This window comes from Microcystis sp. LE18-22.4A (assembly GCF_027531105.1).
GTDB classification, from domain to species: Bacteria; Cyanobacteriota; Cyanobacteriia; order Cyanobacteriales; family Microcystaceae; genus Microcystis; species Microcystis aeruginosa.
The window spans coordinates 1-3,286 of the sequence record NZ_JAPZRB010000439.1; the positions used below are offsets into that span (position 1 = coordinate 1).

General features: G+C 46.7%; 2 protein-coding genes and 2 pseudogenes. 2 read left to right on the forward strand and 2 right to left on the reverse strand.

What is annotated here, in order from left to right; translation table 11 throughout:
• Positions 1–273 precede the first annotated feature (273 nt).
• Together O9295_RS19340 and O9295_RS19345 are read left to right on the forward strand one after the other, a co-directional pair.
• Positions 274–579, forward strand: coding sequence for a hypothetical protein (locus O9295_RS19340; RefSeq protein WP_002752790.1), 306 nt, complete (start codon positions 274–276; stop codon positions 577–579).
• Positions 576–986, forward strand: coding sequence for a type II toxin-antitoxin system VapC family toxin (locus tag O9295_RS19345; RefSeq protein ID WP_012268333.1), 411 nt, complete (start codon positions 576–578; stop codon positions 984–986). Before O9295_RS19340 ends, O9295_RS19345 begins: the two co-directional genes overlap by 4 nt.
• A gap of 231 nt (positions 987–1,217) precedes the next feature.
• Here the strand turns inward: O9295_RS19345 and O9295_RS19350 are convergent.
• Positions 1,218–1,346: pseudogene (locus O9295_RS19350) on the reverse strand (PEP-CTERM sorting domain-containing protein); the annotation flags it as partial.
• Positions 1,347–2,249: 903 nt separating this feature from the next.
• A pseudogene (locus tag O9295_RS27945) lies at positions 2,250–2,768 on the reverse strand (FG-GAP repeat domain-containing protein); the annotation flags it as partial.
• Positions 2,769–3,286: the final 518 nt, after the last annotated feature.

The window sequence follows — 3,286 nt, forward strand, 5'->3', positions numbered from 1 at the left end:
CCTAGATGCAGAATTATCTGGTCTGGTGGGACAGATTGCCCAACTTCCCATCTCGGAACGCACCGGGTTACTTCTTTCTCTGGCCAATTTATCTCGCTCAGAACTGTTAGAAAGATTCAGGGAAAATTAAACTTTCAGTCCCAATCTCAAAAACAGACAATTAAAATTCCCGATGAACAATCATTTCCAAATCCTGAAGAACCTTAAATGTCCTGCTTATTTTGCTAGACTAAAGAAGTCCCAATTCTTGATTAGCCTGAGATAGGAAGGATTATGGTCAATCAAATCAGCATTGTCATCTCCAAGAATCCCGACGGATATTCACTCAAATCTCCTGAATTAGCAGCAATTGATTACCAGGATAGCTCTCTAGAAGGCGTTTTAAATCGACTGAAAGATGCCCTGGAAACTCATCTGATGGCTTCTGATATATCTCAAGAGGAGACTGGAGAATCAATTTTAAAGATAGTTGATAGGTTGAATCTGAACTTCCCTGAAGAAGAACTTGAGCCGCTTCCATCTGACGGTGCAGAAGAGCATGACCATTATCTTTATGGGAGTCCCAAGAAAAGGCAATGAAACAAATTTTTGCCGACACTTTCTACTGGGTTGCTTTAATCAATCCCCAAGATAATTGGCATCAACGAGCCAGAGAAGTTACGTCCAGTCTCAAAAATGTTAAACTTGTGACGACGGATGAAGTTTTGGTAGAGCTACTGAATTTTATGTCAGTCCGGGGAGCAAATCGGAAGCGGCGTACTGTCGAATTTATCGATGATCTGCTCCAGAATCCCCGCCTTCAAGTCATTCCGCAAAACCGAGAATCATTCCTGCAAGGATTCGAGTTATACCGCCGCCGTCCAGACAAAGAATATAGCCTGACAGATTGTATTTCAATGACGGTCATGCAGCGCTTAAAAATCAGTCAAGTGTTAACTCACGACAATCATTTTCAGCAAGAGGGTTTCATAATTCTATTTGAATAACAGAGGGAAAATTAAACTTTCAATCCCCCTAAGCTAGGAAAAACTATTCCCAAGCATTAATGGTAGTATATCTGCTGAATTATGGGCAAATCTCGCTCGCAGAACACATGAGTAGAAAACGGGTTTCTCGGAGAAACCCGTTTTCTGTGCGTTACTCAACGGATTTAGTATGACAACTGATAAAAACCCCTCCAATTAATGAAGGGGAATTATCGGATTTTATTGATGGTTTTAGGAGACTTTTGTGGTTTCTTTTTCTGAGGATTTAGAGGATTTCAATTTGCGCTTGAGGGTTGAGGCTGCGCCGAGTGTGCCGAGGCCTAGTATGCTTAGGATGGAGGCGGGTTCGGGGACTGATATAGGTCCTTCACCTGGACCATACTGATTAAGGCGGAAGTTATTGAGATGGGGATTGGTAGCGAGCCAATTAGTAGGAGTTTCTTCAGTTGGTATGGTTCCGTCAGGCAGCACATTGGTGATGTGATAGGTATGCTGGTTCCAAATGCGACGAGTTTCGATCCAGTCGTCGTTAGCAGAGCCGTAAACGAAGATACCCCGCTGTGGACCGAAGCCACAGTTATTGTTAGCGACGGCGACAATCTCCGCCGAGTTGTCACCATCGACATCGGCAACGAATGGGTACTCGTACCAAGTACAAGAACTCTTGGGTGTCTCAAACAAGGTAAAGCCGTCAGAACCGCGATAAACTCGGAGTTTGAGTTCATCGCCGTAAATCACTTCGGCCGCCCCGTCACCCTCGAAGTCGAACACTGAGGAGCCAGTGCGATTGGAACTGCTATCCTGAGTGACTGTTTGCCATTTGAGTGTGCCATCCGTTTCAAATACCGCATAGCGCGTGGCACCGGCAACCCCAATCTCTGGAGCGCCATCGTTGTCGAAGTCGGCAATGGTTGGCGGTCCTCCGACTCCGCCTCCGGGAAGAGAAACTCCACCCCATATTACTGACAGGTCAGGCTCCAGCAGCCAAACCAGACCGCCGTTGACTAGGACGATTTCGGCTTCGGGATCGGCATCAAAGTTAGCAACGGCGTTAAGTCCGTCGGGAAGCGCCGCGTTCTGGTGTTTGATCGCGCCGGTGGCACTGTAGATAGTGTTGCCAGCTACGATATCGGGGCTTCCATCAAGATCGACATCGGAGACCAACGACAGAGGTCCTATGCCTTGTGAGCCGCTTCCTCCTGTGCCTGTCCAAAGGATGCTTCCATTGTTGTCTAACACCTGCCGACCAATGATGATTTCTGGCACTCCGTTTTCATCAAGGTCGGCGATTGCCGGTGCCCCCCAGTTCACCGCCTGTAGCACTGGACTCCGCCACTTGAAGCTGCCGTTAGACTCGAAGGCGAGCAGCTGCGTCCCCGAGGCATCGTTAGCGATGATTTCGGGAAATCCGTCCCCATCAATGTCTCCGGTGGCGATGGAGGAAGCGGTGTTGATGCGGAGCGTTGGGTCAGTTACGGTGAATAATTCGCTGCCATTGTTGCCCCTCAGCGCACGGAGTACGCCGCTCTCAACACCCCCACCGCCTATAGAGTTAGTCGCGCCGAAGACTACCTCGGGAATACCGTCTCCAGTGAGGTCGATTGCCGAGGGGGTATTCATGACGTTTAGGTAATCTGGCAGGGTCGTACTCGATGTCCATGACCATTCCAGAACAGTTGAAAAGTCGGCAGCACTAGCTTTTGCCATCCCTCCTAAAGTCGCTACAGTAGCTCCTCCAGCAAGTGCAATATTTAATAACTTTCTCGCCCAAGACAAAATCATGTTAATGCTACTCCGCTAAATTAGATGAATTAAAAACCCACTTTCCGCACTTCTTAACATTCAATTGATAATTTTTACTAATATATTGCTTGAAACTCATTGCCAGTAAGGACTATAGCTACAATGATTGATTTTTATCAAGGTGAAGAATTGTAATTTTTTTTCTCAGAAAAAATCAATTGTTGAAAATGCTCTCAATAGTAGTTTCTACAATCAAGGTTTTTCCTCAAAACATCTTGGGGAATGTAAAAATATACATAGGTATATGAAGATGTGCGGAATGTCGGATTAAAATGATCTCGCCCCTCTCGCAGCCAGGTCAAGCAACAACCCAACCCAACCCCAAAAGGAGATAGCAAAACAATACACATTCCCCCCCATTAGGGGTCGAGAAGGTCGTCACCGACCTCCCCTCCCATTCAGAACCGTGCGTGAGACTTTCGCCTCACACGGCTCCTAGTTTGACTGTTCCCTTGTTAAGGATACCGCTTGACTTCTTTTGGTTTGGTCTAGTATTA